Below are 19985 nucleotides of genomic sequence, written 5' to 3'. Positions count from 1 at the left end.
GAGTTCTCCCGTGGCAATACAGATCAAACCCGTTGCTGGACGCATTGGTGCAGAGCTGAGTGGTATTAACCTGGCCACTGCCATTACGGATGCAGAGTTTTCCGCTATCAATAATGCGCTGTTGAAATACAAGGTCCTGTTCTTTCGCGATCAGCATTTGAACGACGAGCAACATGAACAATTTTCGCGTCTGTTCGGTCAGCAGGTTCCGCATCCCACGGTACGTTCGGCGGAGCAGGGCGAAGCGATTTTGCACCTGGACGCCAAAGAAACCCGCGCTAATTCCTGGCACACCGATGTCACGTTCGTCGCCAACTACCCTAAGGTTTCGATTTTACGTGGCGTGGTTATCCCACCGTATGGTGGCGATACGGTATGGGCCAATACCGCCACGGCTTACGCCGACTTACCCGAGCCACTTAAACAGTTGGCCGACGGGTTACGGGCCTTGCATACCAATGTTTATGACTATGCCGTACCCCGCAATACAAATGACGCGGGTATCAAGCGGTATCGCGAGCAATTCACGGCTCAAGTGTATGAAACCGAACATCCTCTAGTGCACGTGCATCCTGAGACGGGGGAGCGAAACTTGTTGCTTGGCCACTTCGTTAAAAATATTCAGGGTGTTAGCAGTCACGACTCCAAACAACTTATTCGTTTGTTTCACGAGCGAATTACCCATGTTGACAATACCGTGCGCTGGCGTTGGCAGGCCGGTGATGTGGTGATCTGGGATAACCGCGCCACCCAACACATTGCGATTAATGATTATGGGGATGCCGAACGTATCGTACGGCGCACCACGATCAGTGGCGACATTCCGGTGGGCGTCGATGGTCGCTTGAGTCAGGCCTTGAAACCGACACCAGAGACTCTTTCGCCCAGGACCGAAGCCGATAAAAAGCATTTAGCCGCCTAAGGCATGTTTATCAATCACAAGGATGGATCTGTATGCCTGCGCACAAACAACCCTCACGTTTCAACAAAAGCCGAATCACCGTCGCTTTGGCGGCACTTCTCACGTTGGCCCATGCCGATGCCGATGTGTTGCGCATAGGCGTTGCCTCCGCAGGTGGGGGCGATCCGGTGACGTTCAGCGGATCGAGCCTTGGCATCGTGCGAAATCAACAGCTGTTGGAGAAGGCCTTCGCTGGCAGCGGCACTGAGGTTCAGTGGTTCTTCTTCAAAGGTGCCGGGCCGGCTGTCAACGAAGCGTTGTCCAACAAACAGCTGGATTTCGCCTACGAAGGGGATCTTCCGCAAGTGGTTGGCCGTTCCAACGGACTGGACACGCGCTTGCTCGCCGCAGTCGGGGTACGCTCCAAGGTTTATGTTGCCGTGCCCATGGGCTCGGACATCAAAACCCTGGAAGACCTGAAGGGCAAGACAGTCGCGATTTTTCGCGGCACTAACGGCCACTTGGTCGCGATCAACCTGCTGGGCGAACATGGGCTGACCGAGCGAGACCTGAAGGTGATTAACCTGGACACCGGCAGCACCTTGGCAGCACTCGCTTCTAAAGGCGTGGATGCTGCTTTCGGTGGGCGCGAGTTGTTCAAGCTGCGCGATCAAGGGTTGATTGACATCATTTATGACAATCCAACCGACGATGCTCGCTTTACCCGCCAGACCGCATTGGTGGTGCGTGGCGAATATGAAAAAGCGCACCCCGAAAACGTCCAGAAAGTCGTCGATTCCGTGGTAGACGCCGCTCGTTGGGAGTCCGAAGAAAGCAACCGTGATGCGGTGCTGGCTGAATGGGCCAAGACCAATGAGCCGCTGGCCTCGATCCAGGCGGATTTTAACAACGCCCCGTTACGTGACCGTGCTTCGCCGTTGGTGGATCAGTTCCTGCTCTCGCGGTACCAGGCGGTCGCCGATCAAGCGAGGGAAGAAAAACTGATTCGGCGCCCCGTCAGCATCGAGGGCTGGTTCGAGACCCGATATCTGGAAAAAGCGCTGAAAGCGAAAGGGCTGGAGAACTACTGGTCCCATTACGGCAGTGACGGTAAACAAGTCACCGTGAATACCGCCTCGACCGGCAACGGAGGTTAAGGCTTATGGCACGGGCAGCAGTCGCAGCTGGGACGCAGGCGTTTGAGAAAACTCCGGTGCGTGACAACGTAAAATACCTTGCCCCTGTTGCAGTCCGACCGACGCGTAGCGTGCAGGTCAAACCTGTGCTCGCGCAGGTTTGGGGCAGGCGCTTGACTCAGGTGGCGCTGCCCTGGCTTTTGCCTGTGGTGCTGTTCAGTCTGTGGCACTTGGGTGCCAAGCAAGGTTGGCTGTCGGCACAAGTCCTGCCGCCACCCGAGTTCATCTACCAAACCCTGGTGGAGTTGGCCACCAGTGGCGATTTATGGCTCAACACGGCGGCCAGCTTGCAACGGGTGCTGGTGGGGTTCGCCCTCGGGGCGAGTGTGGGGATTTTCCTGGGCGTGGCGATGGGGCTGTCGCGTACCGTCGAAGATTATTTGCTGCCCTCGTTCAATGCCATCGTACAAATCCCGGTGCTGGGCTGGCTGCCGTTTGCGCTGCTGGTGTTTGGCATCGGCGAACCCCTCAAATATGTGCTGATCGCCAAGGCCGCACTGGTGCCGGTGACCCTGTGCAGCCTGCAGGCTTTCCATCAGGCCCCCAAAAACCTGTTGGAAGTGGGGCGGGTATTCGGCTTTTCCCGTCGGCAAGTCGTGACCGACATCATTCTGCCGGCCGCGGTGCCGACCTTTTTCACCGGCTTACGTCTGGGTTTCACCAAGGCGTGGCTGTCCTTGGTGGTCGTCGAACTGGTGGCCTCCAGCGAGGGCTTGGGTTACCTGATTGTCTACGGTCGCCAGCTGTTTCAGCTGGATCTGGTGATGGCCGCGGTAGTGGTCGTCGGAGGGATTGGTTTGCTGATTGATCGAGGTTTTAACCTCGTCGAAAAACGCTTGATTCGGGGTCGGTCGCCTGTCTTGAGTAGTCTGTCATGACGGCCTCCGTGACACGTCACTGGCTAACCGGTCGGCGTTATCGCGGCTGGGTGCTGCCCATCGTGATGATCGCCGTCTGGTGGGTCGCGTCGAGCCAGGGTTGGAGCCAATCGGGATTATTGGTAGCACCCGGCAAAGTCGCCGTCACCGCTTGGGAACAGGTCAGTTCCGGGAATTTCTGGCGCGCGATTGCGGCAAGTCTGACGCGAAACCTCAGCGGATTTTTCATCGGTACGTTGCTGGGTCTGGTTCTGGGCAGCCTGTTGGGCCTTTCGCAATGGTTCGAGCGATTGGTCGGCCCGAGTTTCAACACCTTCAAACAAATCTCGCTGTTTGCCTGGATCCCACTGATCTCCGTGTGGTTTGGCTTGGGCGACGTGGCCAAGGTGGTGTTTCTATCCTTGGCGGCGTTGGTGCCCGTGGTGGTCAACACCTGCGACGGGCTGCGCAACGTTTCGCCCCATTTGCTGGAGGTGGCGCGGGTGTACAGGTTTACGCGCTGGCAAGTCATTACTGGCGTCATGTTGCCGGCCGCCTTGCCGTCAATCTTTACCGGTATTTACCTGGCGCTGGTTTACTCCTGGCTGGCGACCATCGGCGCTGAATACCTGCTGGTGTCGGGGGCGGGTATAGGCAATACCCTGATCGAGGGAAGCGAACATTTCATGATGGACCTGGTGTTGTTCGGCATGCTGATCATCGGCCTTATCGGCTGGTCGCTCAATGCTCTGGCCCGCATGGCCGAACGACGTATGCAGCGCCTTTACGGCATAGCCCCGCGCTAATCAGTGATTGCCCTGTTAACCCCTTTATTGAAGAGACCTTGCGATGCTCGGTAATAGCCTCACTTTAGAAAACATCAGCAAGCGTTTCCCCGCACGGCCAGGCAGCGACGTTCAACTGCAGGTGCTGGCCGATATCCAGCTGGACATCGCGCCGGGGGAATTCATCAGCATTGTGGGCGCCAGCGGCTGTGGTAAATCGACGCTGTTGCGGTTGATCCTCGGGCTGGATGAAGAGTTTGAAGGACGCATTCTTCTCAATGGCGCACCGATCAACGGCACCGGTCTGGACCGGGGCATCGTGTTTCAGGATCACCGGCTTTTCCCCTGGCTCAGCGTCGAACAAAACGTCGCGGTCGGGCTCAAGAATGCCCCCCTCACTGCCACGCAGAAGCGCAACACGGTACGAGAGCACATCGAGCTGGTGGGGTTGAGCGACTTCATCGACTCCTATCCTCATCAGATATCAGGCGGGATGGCACAGCGGGTGGCGATCGCTCGCGGGCTGGTCAATCGTCCCAGCGTTCTGTTGCTCGATGAGCCGTTGGGTGCCCTTGATGCGCTGACCCGGGCGCGGCTACAAGGGGAGTTGCAGGCTATCTGGGCCAAGGAAAAAATCACCATGATCCTGGTGACCCATGATGTGGATGAAGCCGTATTCCTGGGTGATCGGGTGGTGGTCATGCAGCCCAACCCGGGGCGGATCCGACGCATCCTCGATGTGGATCTTGAACGCCCGCGCAACCGCAGTGATTCCCGCTTTATCGCCCTTCGTGATGACGTACTCAGTGATTTTGCCGAAGACTCGGCGCATTGATTTCACCGCGTGCGGCCCCTGCACGCCAGGTATGGCGTGCAGGGAAGCAGATCAAGCGATACCTATTTTCCATTGGGGCGGCGGCGGTGTGCCATTCACCGCAAAATCACCGACGATGCGGTCCTTGTAGATGCGCGGGTTGTGTGAGGTCAGTGTCCGGGCGTTGCGCCAGAAGCGATCCAGGCCTTGCGGGCGCAGGGTTGCAGAGGCACTCAGGGCATCGAACATGCGCGAACTCGCATCCACGATCAGGTCGCTGACCACGGTTTGCGACTGGGCAATTTCCAGCTCGGCGATGATGACAGCCTTGTTCAACGCCTCGACGTCGCCGCTGAGCCTTGCGTCATACGCGCGCTGAAGCGCTTCGGCGTTTTTCAGGACGATGGCACCCGCGCTATAAGCAGCGGCTCGCAGACTGCCAACCACCTGCAATACCTGTGGATCCTGGGCGACACGTGATGCGTTGCCGTTGCTGAAGCTGCGGTTGCGATTGGCGACTGCCACGGCCACTTCACCGCTCAAGGCGCGACCAATACCGGCCAGGTTGGCCAGGTGAATGATCTGATAAAACGCGGGCGAGTATTGGAAGCGATCGGCGTTATCCTGGATGTTGCGAGGGTCCACCGCGACACCTCGAAAGTGTGCGGTGCCACTGGCGGTCAGGGTCTGGCCGAAACCATTCCAGTCATCGACTACCTCCACGCCCTCTGCATCGCGGCGCACGGTGGCTGACATGCGTTTACCTTCATAATCGCTGACGGCGACATCGACCCAGTCGCTGTACAAACTACCGGTGGTGTAGAACTTGGTGCCGTCGATGCGCCACTGCTCGCCATCCAGATACAGGCGCGAGTCCAGTTGCGACTGCTGAGTTTGACCCACTTCGCCGGTCGCCGGGCCGACAGTTTCGCCACGCCCCAATCGTTCCAGCCAGACCTTGCGCCACTCCTCATCAAAGCTGTTGAGCACGTTCTCGGTAAAACCCAGATGCCCGCGCAACGCTTGCACGAGGTTGGAATCGGCTTCACCGAGTTCGATCAACAGGTTGGTGAGCTCAGGCAAGCTGACGCCTGATCCACCGTAAGCGACGGGTACCCGTAGCGCGGTGAAACCCGAAGCTTTCAGCAGTTGCAGCTCCTCGACCGGAAGGCGGCGCTCGCGCTCACGGGCTATCGCTCCCTCGCGCAAGGTGGCGAACAAAGGGCGAAATCGTTCAGCCAGTTCTTCGTATTCAGGGGTCGGTCCCGAGCCCCAGGCAGCGTCTACTTGTGTCATGGTCATTGTCTCCTTGACGGAATACCCGGCCAGCGGGAAGTTCGTTAGCGATCAGCGACGGCGTGTCCCGCCGCTGAAAAATTCAAATGGCAATAGAGAGTTCACGCGTCGCGGGGTGAGCCGGATAAGGCAGCCCCAGGCGCTCACGCAAGGTCTTTCCCTGGTGGCCGCCGATGGGCACCAAACCTCGACGTTGCAGCTCAGGCAGGATCAGCGTGATGAAGTCATCCAGCCCTTCGGGGTAAGTGGGCGGCAGAATGTTGAAACCATCTGCGCCGCGGCCTTCAAACCAAGCCTGTAGCTGATCGACGACTTCTACCGGCGACCCCACCAGCGTCCAGTGACCGCGCGCGCCGACCAATCGCAGGTACAGCTCGCGGATGCTCAGACCTTCGGCGGCTAACTGAATAATCAGTTGCTGGCGGCTTTTCGAGGCGTTAGTCACCGGCAGGTCCTTGGGCAGCGGCCCATCCAGCGGCAAGTGTGAAAGGTCGACACCGCCCAACAGGTTAGACAGCAGGTCCAAACCCACTTGCGGGTGCACCAGGTCTTGCAGGCGCTGGTGCTTGGCATGTGCCTGAGCCGAGGTGGGCGCAGTGAAAATCGTCACGCCGGGCAAGATCTTGATGTGCTCGGGGTTGCGCCCCAATGCGGCGGCACGGGATTTGATGTCGCTGTAAAACGCTTGGGCATCGGCCAGGCTTTGGTGGGCGGCGAAAATAGCTTCCGCTGAGGCGGCCGCCAGGGCACGGCCATCCTCGGAAGCACCCGCCTGGACCAGCACGGGTTTACCTTGGGGGGAACGCAACACGTTCAAAGGACCGCGCACGTTGAAATGCTCGCCCTGGTGATTGGCGAAGTGGCGCTTGTTGCGGTCGATGAACACACCGTTGGCCTTGTCCAGCAACAAGGCGTCGTCCTCCCAACTGTCCCATAACTTGTCGACCACCTCATGGAATTCACGGGCTCGGCTGTAACGGTCTGCATGGGCGGCCTGAGAGGCTTGGCTGGAGCTGCCGAAATTCTTCGCCGCGTCGGGATCGCTGCTGGTCACCAGATTCCAACCGATCCGGCCGCCGCTGATTTGGTCCAGCGACGCGAACTGCCGGGCCAGATTGTAGGGTTCGCTGTAGCTGGTGCTGGCGGTGGCCACCAGACCGATGCGCGAGGTTACCGCTGCCAGGGCGGCTAGTAGCGTCAAGGGCTCAAAGCTCAGGCTGGGTGCGATCACCCGGTCAAAGGTCGGCGAATCGATACCGCGAACAGACACGCTGTCCGCTAGAAACAAGGTGTCAAACCCGGCGGCTTCGGCCTTGCGAGCCAGGTCTACATAGTGATCCAGGCGAATCCCTGCATCGGCCTGTGAACCGCTATCACGCCAGGCGGCGATGTGGTGGCCGGTGGCGCGCAGGAAGAGCCCGAGTTTGAGCGTGTCGGTACGTTGGGTCATCAGAGTGCTCCTTGGTTAACAGGCGACAGCGAAGGACAGGCCGCTGGTCAGGGGAGTAAGCGCCTGGCGGGCACCCGGAATCGCTGCCAGCAGACGTTGGGTGTAAGCGTGTTGTGGGTTTTGCCACAGGGTTTGCGCCGTGGCCTGTTCGACGATGCGAGCGTCATGCATGACCAGTACCCGGTCGGCGAAGTAGCGCACCACGGACAGGTCGTGGGAGATGAACAGATAGGACAGATCGAAGGCTTCGCGCAGCTCCACCAGCAGGTTGAGAATCTGCGCCTGGGTGGAGACGTCCAGCGCCGATACGGGCTCGTCGCAAATCACCAGTCGCGGTTTGATAATCAACGCCCGGGCGATTCCGATGCGCTGGCGCTGGCCGCCGGAGAATTGATGGGGCAGACGATCCAGGCTGCCACGCGCCAAGCCCACGGCGTCGAGCATCGATTGCCGGGCGCGACGCCGTTGGATGGGGTCTGTCTGGCCGTGCAAGCGCTGCACGCGGTCCAGAATAGTCTCGACACTGTGCCGCGGATTTAGCGCGGCGTAGGGATCCTGGAAGATCATCTGCAGTTGGCCGCGCCACAGGAGTTGCTCGGCAGGGGTGAGCGTTGCGATGTCCCGGCCGTCGAACTCAATGCGACCCTGGCGGGGCGTCAGTAATTTGAGCAGCGCCTTGCTCAAGGTTGACTTGCCGCAACCTGACTCACCGACCAGTCCCACAGTCTCGCGCTCGCCGATGTGAAAGGACAATTGGCTGAGAACAGTGCGCTCGCCGTAGCTCAGGGTCAGGTCCTCGACCCGCAACAGCGGCGGCGTGTCACGAGGTACCCGACGCGGCGCTTTTCCGGGCGGGTACTCGGTACTGCTGACCTGGTAGCCGTTAGGTTGTCCAGACCGGCGCTTGACCTGAATGTCGGCGAGGCGATTATCCAGGTAGTGTTGCCCGTGGTCTCGACTCAGCGAGGCATTCAATAAACCTCGGGAGTAGGGATGCTCGGGCTTGCGGAACAAGGCAGCGGTGGGCCGATGCTCCAGCGCTTGGCCGTCGTGCATGATAATGACCCGGTCGGCCTGTTGTTCGACCACGCCTAAATCGTGGGTTATCAGCAGCAGGCCCATGCGCAACTCGCGGCGCAAACGATCGAGCAAGGTGAGGATCTGCGCTTGCACACAGACGTCCAGTGCAGTGGTCGGCTCATCGGCGATCAGCAGGCGCGGTTCGCACGCGATGGCCATGGCAATCATGACCCGCTGGCGTTGCCCCCCGGACAGATGCTGCGGGTATTCGCGCAAATGAGCGGCGGGACGCGGCAACTGGACCAGACCGAACAATTCTTCGGCACGCTTGTAAGCCTGGCGGCGGGTCAGGTCAGTGTGTGCCAGCAACGTTTCGGTGAATTGCTCGCCCAGGGTGAGCACCGGGTTCAGGCTCGACAGGGGGTCTTGAAAGACCATCGCCAAGGCATTGCCCTGTAACTGGCGCATATGTCTCGGTGAGAGTTGCAGCAGGTCGCGGCCTTCGAACAGTGCCTGGCCCTGCAATTGGGCGTTGGGTGGCAGCAGTCTCAGTAATGCCAAGGCCGTCGTCGACTTACCACACCCAGACTCACCGACCAACGCCAGGGTTTCGCCGGCTTGCAAGGTGAAATCCAGGCCTTGTACAGCGTCTACACCGTCGTAACTCACGCGAAGCCCGCGTACGTCGAGCAAGCTCATGGGATGTACCGACGAAGGCGCGGGTTGAGTGCGTCGTTGAGGCCGTCCCCCAACATATTGAATGCCAGCACCACGACAATAATCGCCAGGCCGGGCAGCGCGGTGAGGTACCAAGCGCTGGCGATTTGCTCGCGACCACTGCCAATCATGCCGCCCCAGGACGGTTTATTGGGATCGCTCATTCCCAGAAACGCGAGGCCCGCTTCAATCAAAATCGCCGAGGCCACCAGGATCGATGCCGTCACGACTAAAGGAGCCAGGGCGTTAGGCAGAATTTCGCGCAGGATGATCGTGCGATTGTTGAAGCCTTGACTGCGCGCCGCGGTGACGAAATCAGCTTCGCGTAGGGTCCGAAACTCGGCTCGAATCAGCCGCGCGACCGTAGGCCAAGACGATATGCCGATGGCCAGGGCAATGATGTTAACCGTGGGGTTGCCAATGGCGACTATCACAATCACCAGCAAAAACGAGGGCACGGTTTGAAACACCTCGGTTATGCGCATCAACACATCGCCCAACCGGCCACCGTGGTAACCCGCCAACGCGCCGACAGCGACGCCAAGGGTCACGCTGAGCAGCGTCGCGCTGAGGGCAATCAACAAGGAGGCCCGCGCGCCATAGGCCAGGCTCGATGCCACGTCACGGCCCAGTGAGTCGGTGCCCAAGGGGTAAGCCGGGTCAGCGCCAGGCCAGAGCAACGGTGCGGCGACCATGTCCATAGGGTCGCCGGGGAAGAAATGGTCAGCGCTCAGGGCAATTGCCAACGTCAGGATGAGGATGCCGGCACCTGTCAGGACCACTGGGTTGCGACGTAACGCAGCCCATATGCTTTCACTGTGGCCACGCCTGGTCGGCTTGATAGCAATGATCGACATCGAAAATTCACTCTTTAAATAAAGGGTTTATTCCACTTGGATGCGGGGGTCGAGCCAGGCTTGCAGCAGGTCCATGGACACGTTGACGAGTACCACCAACATTGAGGACAGCAGCAAAATGCCGAGCAGCAGGTTGTAGTCCCGGGAGAGCACGGCATCGAGGGTCAAGCGGCCCAACCCCGGCCAGCCGAACAACGTCTCAGTGACGGCGGCGCCACCAAACAGCGCGGCGAAGTGCAACCCGGCCAGGGTGGTGACCGGCAGCAGCGCATTGCGCAATACGTGGCGTACGGCGATACGCGTAGGGGGCAGGCCTTTGGCCCGGGCGGTGCGCACAAAATCCTGTCGCTGCACCTCCAGCATTGAGGCGCGGGTCAGGCGTGCATACAGCGCGATATAGAAAGTCGACAAGGTCAGCACCGGCAGCACGGTGTGCTTGAGCCGGTCCGTCAGCCAGGCCATACCGTGCAAATCCAGACCCAGGGTTTCAATGCCGTCGCTGGGCAGCCAACCCAAGGTGACCGAGAACACAACGACAGCCATCAGACCGATCCAGAAACCGGGCGCCGAATACAGCACCAGCACCGCGAGCGATAGTAAACGGTCAGGCCAGCGTCCAACCCAGGTCGCCATCAGTACCCCCGCCGCGATACCGATGGTCAGCGCCAGGCCCAGAGCACCCACCATCAGCAGCAAGGTGTTGGGTAACCGGTCGAACACCAACTGACTGACCGGCATGTTGAAACGCGGCGAGACTCCCAGGTCCAGGTGCGCCAGATGCGTGAGGTAGGCGAGCAATTGCTGTCCCAGGTTCAGGTCCAACCCGAAGTGACTGCGCCACTGGGCCAGGGTCGCCTCGGTCGCCCCCCCTGACTCGCTCGCCAGCACATCCACGGCGTCGCCGGGTATCAGCCGTAACAGCAGGAAGTTCAGTAACAGAATGCCTAAAACCGTCGGTACGGCTTGCCACAGGGTGCGTCGCGCCAGGCGCAGAATCCTCAGGCGATCAACCATGAGCAATCGCTTCGCCGCCCAGGCGGACGTCGGACAGGCTGCCATCCAGACCATTGCCGTCGGTTTCGAACCCTGTGACCCGGGCGTTGAAGACCGTCACTTGTTGCTGCATGACCAAGGTAATCGAGGGTAATTCCTCGATGACGATCTTCTGGAACGCCTTGAACAGATCGCCACGCCGTTGCTCGTCAGTCTCCACCGCTGCTTGTTCCAGAAGGCGGTCGACTTCCGGGTTGTTGTAGTGGGTGCTGTTGGAGAAGGGCAGGCCTTTGCGAAAGTTTTTTGACCAGAACAGCCGTTGCACGCCCACCGTGGGATCAAACATGGTGCCCATGCCCACCACCGCGAAGTCGAAATCCCGATCGGTGTAGATGCGTTTGGTGTAGGTCGGAAAATCCTGCGCGCGCAGCTGGACATCAATACCGATACGGGCCAGTGCCGAGCGAATGTACGCGGCCGTGCGAGCGTAGCTGTCGCCATAGGGCAGGGGGTCGAGAATCAGGCTGAACCGGGCATTGCCTTTTTTCGGCAAGCCGGCCTCGTCCAGCAGCGCATTGGCCTTGGCGATGTCGAAGGGATAAGGGTTGGGACCGGTGTAGAGGTACTGCGGGAAACTCTTGGGGATCGGCGACACGCTGACGTCGGCATAGCCGTAATAAACCACCTTCTTGATGACCTCGCGATCGATGGCATGGGCGATAGCCTTGCGCACCTCGTGGCGTGACAGCAAGGGGTGATCGAGGTTGAACTCCAGCATCGTCGGGGTAACGCTATAGGCGTATCCGCGGGTGGTGAATTTCAGTTTTCCTGACTGAGTAATGCGTGCCAGATCGCTGAGCGGTACCGGGCTTTGGCCGCCTGCGTCCAGGCTGCCATTCTCGAACGCTGCCAGGCGTGCCGCAGAGTCGGGTGCAACCTTGAGGAACAATGTATCGACGGCGGGCAGGTCGACGCCCCAGTAATCGGGGTTGCGCTCGAACTCGATATAACTTCCGCGTTGCCAGCGTTTGAAACGATAAGGGCCGGTGCCAATCGGCGCGTTGTTGTGCGGATTGCTCAGCGGATCACCGGTCTCATAAAGGTGCTTGGGCAGGATCGGTGTTTCGCCACCGGCAAAGCCGCGAAGCAGATAGGGCGCCGGTTTGGCCAGGTGTACCACCGCCGTGTATTGATCGGGCGTATCGACGGCCAGCAGGTTGGCAAAGGTACTGCCACCACGGGGGTGATAGCGTTTGATCAGATCCAGAGAAAACGCCACGTCCGCTGAGGTGAAGGGTTGGCCGTCATGCCATTTCACGCCTTGGCGCAAATCAAAGCGGTAACTCAGGCCATCGGCGGCAACACTCCAGGCCACGGCCAGCCCAGGCGTGGGTGTCAGGTTTTCATCGTATCGAAGCAGACCTTCCAGGACTTTGCTACTGGCGGTAATCGTCGTGCCTGCCGTGGTGTTGAACGAACTCAACGACGGCGGCTCCGGGTTGACCAGCAGGTTGAAAATACGGCGGCCTGTTGCGGCTTCTGCGCTGGCTGCCGCGAGGGCACTGGGCAAAAACGGCACGCTTGCGCCCAACAGGGGCAGGGCAGACAAACCGACGAGCAATTGGCGTCTTGAGAAAGGCATGAGCGGTCATCCTTGGGAAATGATCAGTTGCGCAAACCGGCTTGATATAACAGGGGCAAGACACGCTCGCCGAACTGCTCTAGGTCGGGGACGAAATCAAAGAAGCTCAACTGTATGCCGTCGATGCCGGCCTGCTTGAGGCGCAGAATGTCGCGCACAACGGTTTCGGGGCTGCCAACCAACTGGATGTTGCCGCCGACGTAGCGCTGGGCCGCTTGATGGCCTCGCCAGGCATGGGCATCACTGGCTTCGCGGGTATGTCCGGCCAGCGCACCGGGGTCGCCTGCTGCGGTAATGGCTGCGTGCACCTCCCAGGCTTCGGCATCGCTGTCGCGGCAAATCACCAGCGGGTTGATCAGCGTACGTATTTGACGGCCGTGGCCATGAGCTGCCTGTTTGATACGCTGCAAATGCTCGGGGAGCTTGGCCAGCGCGTCTTCAATCTCAGCGCTGCCGGGGCTTGTGGTGAAGACGATGTCCGAGTGCCTGGCCGCAAAATCAATGCCTGCCGTGGATCCGGTGGCATTGACCAGTACCGGGCGGCCAAACAGCGGTTTAACGCTGCTGTAGGCTTCTTCGAGACGGTAGTGATCACCGTTGAAATCGACGTTCTCGTTGCTGCCCCACAATTGCTGCACCACCCGAATGAACTCGTCGGCCTGTTGGTAGCGCTGGTCATGCTCAATCGGGCCTTGGCCGAAGCGCCGGTGCTCGCGGTGACGGTGACCGGTCACCAGGTTCAAGCCCCAGCGACCTTTGCTGATGTGATCCAGCGTGGCGCCGAATTTAGCCAGGTGCAGTGGATGCCAAGGGCCATACAGCACGTGCAGCGTTGAGATCAGCATGATGCGCTCGGTCACCGATGCCAGTGCGGCCTGGGTAATGAACGCGTCCAGAGATTCGTCATGGTAACGAATGTCGCCTCCATAGCCGCCCTTGCCCAGCCATTCGGCAAGCGCAAACACCAAATCAAAGCCGAGGGCTTCTGCGCGCAAGGTTAATTGCTTGTTGTAGTCGAACGTCCAGTCCGTCCCGCGAGGCAGTGCTGAAGGACTCCATCCTCCGGCCTGGATGGGCAGAAACAAGCCAAGCATTAGAGGTTGGGAAAACGCGCGTGATAAAGGGCTGTCGGGGAAATCGAGGGGCGAGGATAAAGACGGCAAGGCGAACACTCCGATGTTCAATTACATAAGAGGGTGAGTGCAATGTATGTGCCGTTTATGGCGAGCAATGAATAAGTCACGTGATACCGGGGTTAAAGCCGGCGCGTTATTAAATGAGTCCCGCTGAAAGTGTTGTGTTGCAATAAGGCGTTCTGTGTAATTGCTGTTGCTCAGGCAACACTTCAATGATGGCGAGGGGTGGGCTGACGCTTGAGAAAGTAGCGTGAAGGCATCGAGGATGGCCGTGGTAGAGCTATTTGATGATTTTTTAGTTATATGCTTAGTTCGAGCGTAGGCGTAACTTTAGCTGAAAATGTTATAGCGACAATTTAACTTGAGATTGACGGAGTTTGGCGGTGTTAATTATTGTCGTGGCCTGCTGCTGTTCGGCGTTTTATTTGTCACGTTAAGTTAATCACGTTAGTTAACAGGAGCTGCCATGAGCGCTATTGAATACCGCCCTTTAGGTCGTCACGGCATTAAAGTGTCGCCGTTGACCTTGGGTACCATGATGTTCGGCGGGCAAACCAGCGAAGAAGTGGCCAAGCGTATCGCCGACAAGGCGTTTGATCAGGGTATCAACTTCATTGATACCGCAAACGGCTACAACGGTGGGGCTTCTGAAGACGTGGTAGGGCGCTTGATAAGCGCACGGCGTCAGCAGTGGGTGTTGGCTACCAAGTTCGTCAACCCTAATCCGGGAGGCGAGGGGCCCAACAACCGTGGTGCGTCGCGGCTCAATGTCATTCAGTCGGTGGACGCCAGTCTTAAACGCCTGAACACCGATTACATCGATCTGTTTTATTTGCACCGTGAAGATCCCCACACCCCGGTGGAGGAAACGGTTCGAGCCCTGTCGGACCTGATACGTGCCGGCAAGATTAACGCTTACGGGCTGTCAAATCATCGTGGCTGGAAGCTGGCTGAATTCAGTCGCGCCGCCGATGTACTGGGCGTTGAGCGTCCCACCGCCAGTCAGCCGCTGTACAACCTGGCCAATCGACAAGTCGAAGTCGAGCACTTGCCTGCCGCCGATTACTACGGGATTGGTGTGGTCTCTTACAGCCCGCTCGCACGCGGTGTACTGACCGGCAAATACCTCCCCGACCAGCCAGTGCCGGAAAACACCCGTGCCGGTCGCCAGGATGCGCGCCTGCAGCAAACCGAGTGGCGACCCGAGTCGCTCAATCTGGCGCAGCGCATCAAAGATCATGCCCAGGCACAAGGTATTACCAGCGGCCAGTTCGCATTGGCCTGGGTACTGAATAATCGCTTGATCACTTCAGCCATTGCCGGCCCTCGTACCGAAGAGCAATGGGACGATTACCTGCCCGCGCTGGAGTACAAATTCACCGCCGAGGACGAAGCCTTCGTCAATGACCTGGTGGTGACAGGTCACTCCTCGACGCCAGGTTACAACGACCCGAGTCATCCATTTTTTGGACGTCAATCGCGGGTGTGAGCCCGGATTATTCGACGTAATGGTTACATCACTGGGCAGGTTTTTCGGCTGCCACGAAAGGAGAGGTCAGGATGCAAGAGCGTAACAGCCGAAGAGCGTTCATCAAGCAGGTCGCGTTACTAGGGGTTGCAGGGGCAGCGGGGTTGATTCTGCCGGGCTGCGACAAGCCGGCTAAACCAGTTGTCGGCGCACCCGCGGTGATTAAAAGCCGCGCCGACCAAGTGGTGAGGTTCAAGTATCCGGACAACCCGTCCTTCGACCTGGTGTACCTCGCCGATTCGCTGGGCTACTTCGAAGGGACGCGTACGCGACCCAATTACATCGGGCGCATTGCGGCACCGCAAATCATCCCTCTGGTGGGCACCGGCGAGATTGATTTCGGCTCGCGTATGGTGCCGCTGGTGATTTCCGCCATTGCCAGTGGCCTGGACCTCAAAGTTGTTGCCGCGGGCGGCAAGACGCTGGAAGAAGCGCCACACATGAAGTATTTCGTGCGCGCCGATTCAGGGATATTCACTCCGAAGGACATGGAAGGCAAAACCGTAGGCTTCAACAGTTTTGGAGCCTGCGCCGAATTCGTCACCAAAAAATACCTGCGTGAGCACCAAGTCAATGTCGACAAAATCAACTGGGTGGTGATCCCCGATAACCAGGCTGAGCAAACCCTGGCCACCGGCAACATCGATATCGCAATCATCCATCCACCTGCCTCGGGCGGAGCGGAGCACAACCCTGATCTGCGTAAGCTGTGGAGCGATTACGACCTGGACAGAGGCCTCGGCGGTATGTCGCCTTACAGCGTCTACGGAAAATTCAGTCGGGAAAACCCCGAAGCTACCCGCGATTTCGTCGCGGCGATCGCCAAGGCAGCAAACTGGGCGAATGCCAATCCCGACCTCGCGCGCAAGCTCGTGTCCGAGCGTATCGGCACCCGGCTCGAACTGGTCGAGCGCTACGCCTATGTCGAGGATCTGGTTATCACCGAGCCGCCGATTCAGTACTACATCGATATCCTGGAAAACGAAGGAAAGCTGAGCCGCGGCGCTATATCCGTCAAGGACGTCTACACCAATGACTTCAACCCGCTTGCCAAGGGTCACGCCTGATGACGGAGGCGCCAACACATAAAATCGAAGCCCGGGGCGTGCAAATGGAATACCAGGCACAGGATGAAACCGGGCGCAGCGAGCGGGTGGTGGTTCTGGAGGACTTCGATTTACAGGTGCGCGAAGGTGAGTTCCTGTCCATTCTCGGCCCCTCGGGTTGTGGGAAATCCACCTTTCTCAACATCCTCGCCGGGCTGGCAAAGAAAACCGGCGGCGTGCTGGACATCGATGGCAAAGCCTTGCAGGGCATTAACCGCAATCAAGGGGTGGTGTTTCAGGGTTATGCGTTGTTGCCGTGGCGGTCGGTGCTCGACAACATTGCGGTGGGGCTGGAAATCCGTGGGGTGGCAAAAGCAGAGCGGCTGGAAAAAGCCCGCGAGTACCTGGATTTGGTGGGCCTCACAGGATTCGCTTCGCGTTATCCCCATGAGCTGTCGGGCGGCATGCGCCAGCGGGTGGCCATTGCTCGTTCGCTGGTGTATGAGCCGGACATCTTGCTGATGGATGAACCTTTTGCGGCCCTGGACGCGCAAACCAGAGAGACATTGCAGGACGAGTTACTGCGGATCTGGGACCTGCACAAGAAAACCATCGTGTTTATCACCCACAGTCTGGACGAGGCGATTTTCCTGTCGGACCGGGTCGCGGTCATGACCCCGCAGCCAGGGCGGATCAAGGAAATCATCGACATCAACCTGGAGCGGCCCCGATTGCCGGAACTGCGCAACAGCCACGAATTTGTGCGGTTGCGTCAACGGGCGTGGACATCGTTGCGAGAGGCCATGGGCGGCACAGTTGCCGATGATCAAGGCATAAGTGAACGAGCCCGCTGGGAGAGTTGGCAACAGGTTGCCCAGCGCGGCGGCTACCGGGTAGGGGTGTGATTATGAGTTGGCATTCAGCTTCGCGCAGGGTGGTCGACAGCTCTCTGGGCATCCTGGTTTTTCTTGCACTCTGGGAAGCGCTACCGCGTTTGGGATGGGTCAATCCGGGGTATTTGAGTCCGCCCTCGGCGGTACTGGCAGCCATTGCAGACATGGCAAGGTCCGGTGTGTTGTTCAAGCATTTACAGGCAAGCCTGATTCGTTCCGTGGCGGGCCTGGTCTTGGCGATCATCAGTGGAGTCACGTTAGGTTTACTGATGGGCTGGTTTGTCAGGTTGGAACGGGTGCTCGACCCGCTGCTGCAATTCTTTCGGCAAACCTCGGCGCTGGCGCTTTTCCCGGTATTTATCCTGTTTCTGGGTATCGGCGAGATGTCGAAGGTGGCGATCATCTTCTGGGCATCCTTTTGGCCAATCCTGTTGAGCACCATTAGCGGCGTCAAGCAGGTGGACACCTTGCTGATCAATTCAGCGTTGTCCATGGGGGCTAATCGTCGTTTTCTGTTTCTGAAAATAGTCTTGCCGTCCGCTTCGCCCTCGATTTTTACCGGGGTCCGTTTAGCGGGCGCCTATAGCATCACCGCATTGGTGGCTGCAGAGATGATTGGCGCGCACTCGGGGCTGGGTTTCTTGACGCTCAACTCCCAAGAGGTGTTCCAGATTCCGAGTATGTACGCCGGGATCCTGCTGTTGGCGGTGGTGGGCCTATTGCTCAATTGCCTGCTGGCGCTGTTGGAGCGGCGCTTCACGCGCTGGCGTCGTGGGCTCAAACATGCGGGCTGATCCGGAGCGGTCAGTTGCCCGAGGTTGGGCACCCTATGGATTGGTGATCCTTGCCTGTGGGGTGGGTGCAGGGTTGATCTGGGCGTTTTGGGTTCTGCTGGTATTTGACCCCGCCGCGCAGCCCGCCGGGCCGGTATTGGCGCAAGCCCGGCAAAAGCAGGTGTTACGCATTGCCGTGCGTAGCTACCCGCGACCGACGTTCAGCAATGCCGCCATGGTGTCCGAACCTGACGAAATGGACCGCGAGCTGGCAACTTCGTTGGGCCGATTTCTGGGGGTCGCAGTACATCTGACGGCGTTACCAGCGGAGGATATCGCGCTCTTTCTGCGCAAAGGCGAAGTGGACGCGGCGATCGTTGGCAGCCTCGATGTCCCGGGTCTGACCCATCAACGCGCGGCGCTCACCGAACCGCCTGCTTCCTACCACATCGGGGCGTTAGTGGCATTGCGTAACGACTCGCGGACTGCTGGATCAGGGGTGAATGGCCAGGCAGTCTGCGTTGCATTTGGCAGTCCCTGGACGGCCGCTTTGCAGCGTCAAGGCGCCATTCTCAAGACCTACCCTTCAAGCATCCGCGCGACAACCGCGTTCATCGCCGGTGACTGCGGGTTGCTCGCCGATGAGCGCAGCGTACTCAAAAGCCTGCTCCAACAACCCGACTGGCGATTTTATCGGATGTTGCCAAAAACCCTTGAAGCCAGCGCCGATGCTCAGGTGTATCTGGCACAGCCGGATCGAAAAAGCCTGAAGCTGGTGCAAGCGGGGTTGCGCGAATGGCAGGAACGGGGCGGGCAGGAGAGGGCATGGGAGCTACGCAGCAATGCGATCATGCTCGACAGTTTGAAGATCAGCGATGGGCTGGTGTGCCATTAATCTTCAGGCTAAAGCACCAGGGCAGGGGACGGCGCCAAGGCGCGGGCGATGGCGATCCGTATCCCACAGCCGCGCGGCCGACGCGTGGTCGGTCGCGCCCTGTCGATCAATTGCTCATGATGGGTGCCAGTGCGGTCTGAATCCTGGACATCTGTGCGGGTGTTGTCATGCCCGTAAGCAGCCGGCCAAAGTGTGGATGCTGCACGCCCGAGATAATGTATTGCCAGCGGTAGGCGCTCAGCACGGAGGCGTTGGTTTGCACTGTCTCATTGACGCTGAACGATCGTGAAACATTTCGAATAAAGTAGTCGGCATCGGATGCCGATTGTGCCTGCAGGATTGCGTCGACGGCTGCCACCAGCGCAATCAGATCGTTCACTGCCTGGTCGCGCTCGGTTGGCGAGAGTTTCGCGTGCTCCGCCTTCCACTCCAGTTCATCGAGTACGACGTGTCGGCTTTCATCCTTCCAGTGAAATTTGAAGACATCCTTGAACAGTGGGCACAACTCTTCGCGCGGGGCGATGCTTTGCGCGTAGTGCGTTTGAACAAACAGCTCGATATGACAGGTCAGCGCCAGCACCGACCAGGTGCTGGCCGCCAGTACCGCGCGCGCCACATCATTTGGATCGGCAATTTGACGATATCCCGCTGGCAATTGCGTACCCATCATCGTCTCAATGCGCCGGAACAGCTCCTGGTGCTTGATCTCGTCGTTGGAAAAGCGCACCAGCGCTTCGAGTGCGAGCTGATCGTCAAATACATGGGCCCGACCTTGATCGAGCATTTTGGCACTGATAAAACGCTCGACCAGGCCAAAAATATACGCATAGGTTCGGCCCTGAATCTGGCTAAGCAGGCGCGCCTCGTCTGCGGCGAGAAAGGTCAGGCGGTCGATCCGCGATAGTCCGTCAGGCAAGAATTTGCGCGAGAAGTCGAAGCTGCGGTCCTGTAGCAAATCGCGATCGATCTGCCATTCCGCTTTCTTCGATGATCTGACGATTTGAGCATAACGGGCGGCGTTGCCCGAATCTGAGCCGGGTATGGTAGCGAGGGTGTTCATATCGATCTCCTGCTTCCCTGGTCGAGTTGGAAGGGGCCATTACGGTTAACGTCGGAGCCAATGATCATCGGTGAAGCCTCTGGGGATCGTCTCGATCACTGAGTCCACGTTGGTGCTAATCTAGGC

General features: G+C 59.0%; 18 protein-coding genes. 10 read left to right on the top strand and 8 right to left on the bottom strand.

Annotation, left to right across the window (positions count from 1 at the left end; all coding sequences use genetic code 11):
* The first annotated feature begins 10 nt into the window (after positions 1 to 10).
* From ACYZTW_RS18170 to ACYZTW_RS18150, 5 genes are read left to right on the top strand one after another with little or no spacing between them, the layout of a single operon-like run.
* Positions 11 to 922 (top strand): TauD/TfdA dioxygenase family protein, encoded by a 912-nt coding sequence (locus ACYZTW_RS18170; protein ID WP_462001180.1) that lies wholly within the window; start codon positions 11 to 13, stop codon positions 920 to 922.
* A 32-nt stretch (positions 923 to 954) separates the two neighbouring features.
* On the top strand, positions 955 to 2058 hold the full coding sequence (locus tag ACYZTW_RS18165; protein WP_462001179.1) for an ABC transporter substrate-binding protein: 1104 nt from the start codon (positions 955 to 957) through the stop codon (positions 2056 to 2058).
* Between the two features lie 5 nt (positions 2059 to 2063).
* A complete protein-coding gene (locus tag ACYZTW_RS18160; protein ID WP_462001178.1) occupies positions 2064 to 2975 on the top strand; it encodes an ABC transporter permease in 912 nt (303 codons plus the stop codon).
* Positions 2972 to 3760, top strand: a complete 789-nt coding sequence (locus ACYZTW_RS18155) for an ABC transporter permease (RefSeq protein ID WP_462001177.1) — start codon at positions 2972 to 2974, stop codon at positions 3758 to 3760. Before ACYZTW_RS18160 ends, ACYZTW_RS18155 begins: the two co-directional genes overlap by 4 nt.
* 43 nt (positions 3761 to 3803) lie before the next feature.
* Complete coding sequence (locus tag ACYZTW_RS18150; protein WP_462001176.1) at positions 3804 to 4574, top strand: ABC transporter ATP-binding protein; 771 nt, start codon at positions 3804 to 3806, stop codon at positions 4572 to 4574.
* 51 nt (positions 4575 to 4625) lie between these two features.
* On the opposite strand, the gene ACYZTW_RS18145 is transcribed toward ACYZTW_RS18150, so the two are convergent.
* The 7 genes from ACYZTW_RS18145 to ACYZTW_RS18115 form a co-directional block, all read right to left on the bottom strand.
* On the bottom strand, positions 4626 to 5849 hold the full coding sequence (locus tag ACYZTW_RS18145; RefSeq protein WP_462001175.1) for an acyl-CoA dehydrogenase family protein: 1224 nt from the start codon (positions 5847 to 5849) through the stop codon (positions 4626 to 4628).
* A gap of 82 nt (positions 5850 to 5931) precedes the next feature.
* Positions 5932 to 7299 carry an LLM class flavin-dependent oxidoreductase gene (locus ACYZTW_RS18140; protein ID WP_462001174.1) on the bottom strand — a complete coding sequence of 456 codons (1368 nt, stop codon included), beginning with the start codon at positions 7297 to 7299 and terminating at the stop codon, positions 5932 to 5934.
* Between the two features lie 15 nt (positions 7300 to 7314).
* A complete protein-coding gene (locus ACYZTW_RS18135; protein WP_462001173.1) occupies positions 7315 to 9018 on the bottom strand; it encodes a dipeptide ABC transporter ATP-binding protein in 1704 nt (567 codons plus the stop codon).
* The gene (locus ACYZTW_RS18130) at positions 9015 to 9893 is read right to left on the bottom strand and encodes an ABC transporter permease (protein WP_462001172.1); all 879 of its coding nucleotides are present in this window, start codon (positions 9891 to 9893) and stop codon (positions 9015 to 9017) included. Before ACYZTW_RS18130 ends, ACYZTW_RS18135 begins: the two co-directional genes overlap by 4 nt.
* A 27-nt stretch (positions 9894 to 9920) precedes the next feature.
* Positions 9921 to 10907 (bottom strand): ABC transporter permease, encoded by a 987-nt coding sequence (locus ACYZTW_RS18125; RefSeq protein ID WP_462001171.1) that lies wholly within the window; start codon positions 10905 to 10907, stop codon positions 9921 to 9923.
* A complete protein-coding gene (locus ACYZTW_RS18120) occupies positions 10900 to 12528 on the bottom strand; it encodes an ABC transporter substrate-binding protein (RefSeq protein ID WP_462001170.1) in 1629 nt (542 codons plus the stop codon). Before ACYZTW_RS18120 ends, ACYZTW_RS18125 begins: the two co-directional genes overlap by 8 nt.
* A gap of 23 nt (positions 12529 to 12551) precedes the next feature.
* On the bottom strand, positions 12552 to 13691 hold the full coding sequence (locus ACYZTW_RS18115) for an LLM class flavin-dependent oxidoreductase (RefSeq protein ID WP_462001169.1): 1140 nt from the start codon (positions 13689 to 13691) through the stop codon (positions 12552 to 12554).
* A gap of 439 nt (positions 13692 to 14130) precedes the next feature.
* Here ACYZTW_RS18115 and ACYZTW_RS18110 point away from each other — a divergent pair, with 439 nt between their 5' ends.
* From ACYZTW_RS18110 to ACYZTW_RS18090, 5 genes are all read left to right on the top strand, one after another.
* Positions 14131 to 15153 carry an aldo/keto reductase gene (locus tag ACYZTW_RS18110; protein ID WP_462001168.1) on the top strand — a complete coding sequence of 341 codons (1023 nt, stop codon included), beginning with the start codon at positions 14131 to 14133 and terminating at the stop codon, positions 15151 to 15153.
* Positions 15154 to 15224: 71 nt separating this feature from the next.
* Positions 15225 to 16259 (top strand): ABC transporter substrate-binding protein, encoded by a 1035-nt coding sequence (locus tag ACYZTW_RS18105; RefSeq protein ID WP_462001167.1) that lies wholly within the window; start codon positions 15225 to 15227, stop codon positions 16257 to 16259.
* 44 nt (positions 16260 to 16303) lie between these two features.
* Positions 16304 to 17143 carry an ABC transporter ATP-binding protein gene (locus ACYZTW_RS18100; RefSeq protein ID WP_462001166.1) on the top strand — a complete coding sequence of 280 codons (840 nt, stop codon included), beginning with the start codon at positions 16304 to 16306 and terminating at the stop codon, positions 17141 to 17143.
* Between the two features lie 2 nt (positions 17144 to 17145).
* Positions 17146 to 17925, top strand: a complete 780-nt coding sequence (locus tag ACYZTW_RS18095) for an ABC transporter permease (RefSeq protein WP_462001165.1) — start codon at positions 17146 to 17148, stop codon at positions 17923 to 17925.
* Positions 17915 to 18799, top strand: coding sequence for a type 2 periplasmic-binding domain-containing protein (locus ACYZTW_RS18090; RefSeq protein ID WP_462001164.1), 885 nt, complete (start codon positions 17915 to 17917; stop codon positions 18797 to 18799). Before ACYZTW_RS18095 ends, ACYZTW_RS18090 begins: the two co-directional genes overlap by 11 nt.
* A 106-nt stretch (positions 18800 to 18905) precedes the next feature.
* Here the strand turns inward: ACYZTW_RS18090 and ACYZTW_RS18085 are convergent, their stop codons facing one another.
* A complete protein-coding gene (locus tag ACYZTW_RS18085) occupies positions 18906 to 19859 on the bottom strand; it encodes a diiron oxygenase (protein ID WP_462001163.1) in 954 nt (317 codons plus the stop codon).
* Positions 19860 to 19985 lie beyond the last annotated feature (126 nt).

This window comes from Pseudomonas sp. LB3P25 (assembly GCF_054897985.1).
The sequence above is the reverse complement of the archived record's forward strand: the minus strand, read 5'-3'. Positions and strand labels throughout refer to the sequence as shown.

What these genes read in the sequence shown, in the direction of transcription:
- ACYZTW_RS18165 (WP_462001179.1), top strand. Translation starts at nt 955, where the DNA reads ATGCCTGCGCACAAACAACCCTCACGTTTCAACAAAAGCCGAATCACC.
- ACYZTW_RS18160 (WP_462001178.1), top strand. Translation starts at nt 2,064, where the DNA reads ATGGCACGGGCAGCAGTCGCAGCTGGGACGCAGGCGTTTGAGAAAACT.
- ACYZTW_RS18155 (WP_462001177.1), top strand. Translation starts at nt 2,972, where the DNA reads ATGACGGCCTCCGTGACACGTCACTGGCTAACCGGTCGGCGTTATCGC.
- ACYZTW_RS18150 (WP_462001176.1), top strand. Translation starts at nt 3,804, where the DNA reads ATGCTCGGTAATAGCCTCACTTTAGAAAACATCAGCAAGCGTTTCCCC.
- ACYZTW_RS18145 (WP_462001175.1), bottom strand. Translation starts at nt 5,849, where the DNA reads ATGACACAAGTAGACGCTGCCTGGGGCTCGGGACCGACCCCTGAATAC.
- ACYZTW_RS18140 (WP_462001174.1), bottom strand. Translation starts at nt 7,299, where the DNA reads ATGACCCAACGTACCGACACGCTCAAACTCGGGCTCTTCCTGCGCGCC.
- ACYZTW_RS18135 (WP_462001173.1), bottom strand. Translation starts at nt 9,018, where the DNA reads ATGAGCTTGCTCGACGTACGCGGGCTTCGCGTGAGTTACGACGGTGTA.
- ACYZTW_RS18130 (WP_462001172.1), bottom strand. Translation starts at nt 9,893, where the DNA reads ATGTCGATCATTGCTATCAAGCCGACCAGGCGTGGCCACAGTGAAAGC.
- ACYZTW_RS18125 (WP_462001171.1), bottom strand. Translation starts at nt 10,907, where the DNA reads ATGGTTGATCGCCTGAGGATTCTGCGCCTGGCGCGACGCACCCTGTGG.
- ACYZTW_RS18120 (WP_462001170.1), bottom strand. Translation starts at nt 12,528, where the DNA reads ATGCCTTTCTCAAGACGCCAATTGCTCGTCGGTTTGTCTGCCCTGCCC.
- ACYZTW_RS18110 (WP_462001168.1), top strand. Translation starts at nt 14,131, where the DNA reads ATGAGCGCTATTGAATACCGCCCTTTAGGTCGTCACGGCATTAAAGTG.
- ACYZTW_RS18105 (WP_462001167.1), top strand. Translation starts at nt 15,225, where the DNA reads ATGCAAGAGCGTAACAGCCGAAGAGCGTTCATCAAGCAGGTCGCGTTA.
- ACYZTW_RS18100 (WP_462001166.1), top strand. Translation starts at nt 16,304, where the DNA reads ATGGAATACCAGGCACAGGATGAAACCGGGCGCAGCGAGCGGGTGGTG.
- ACYZTW_RS18095 (WP_462001165.1), top strand. Translation starts at nt 17,146, where the DNA reads ATGAGTTGGCATTCAGCTTCGCGCAGGGTGGTCGACAGCTCTCTGGGC.
- ACYZTW_RS18090 (WP_462001164.1), top strand. Translation starts at nt 17,915, where the DNA reads ATGCGGGCTGATCCGGAGCGGTCAGTTGCCCGAGGTTGGGCACCCTAT.
- ACYZTW_RS18085 (WP_462001163.1), bottom strand. Translation starts at nt 19,859, where the DNA reads ATGAACACCCTCGCTACCATACCCGGCTCAGATTCGGGCAACGCCGCC.